This is a genomic window from Christiangramia aquimixticola (genome assembly GCF_048285835.1).
GTDB lineage: Bacteria > Bacteroidota > Bacteroidia > Flavobacteriales > Flavobacteriaceae > Christiangramia > Christiangramia aquimixticola.
In genome coordinates this window covers 1-302 of record NZ_JBLVTL010000207.1, presented here as the reverse complement: position 1 = coordinate 302, position 302 = coordinate 1, and the positions used below count along the sequence as shown (strand labels likewise).

Annotated in this window: 1 protein-coding gene; it reads left to right on the top strand. The window is 40.1% G+C overall.

What is annotated here, in order from left to right; genetic code table 11:
* Positions 1–187 precede the first annotated feature (187 nt).
* Positions 188–302 (top strand): GTP-binding protein (locus ACNKXV_RS14155; protein WP_417908358.1); only part of this gene is annotated, 115 nt, incomplete at its 3' end.

Genomic DNA, 302 nt, shown 5'->3' with positions numbered 1-302 from the left:
GGAGAGACAGAGTTTGTACATGTGTGCGAGGTTAGGGTTTCGAATTAGTGCTTTTTTCTCGAGTCTTTCAAACAGAAAAATGGGTAACTCCCTATAGATTGGCCTTTTGCAAAGTCAGAAACTTCATAGGTGGATAACTTTACTCCCAAATTTTATTCCTACTTTTGCACCCTCAATAAGGCAAACCATGCAGAATATTCGGAATATCGCGATCATCGCACACGTTGACCACGGTAAAACAACTTTGGTGGATAAAATCATCCACGCATCAAAAATTTTCAGAGAGAATCAGCAATTCGACG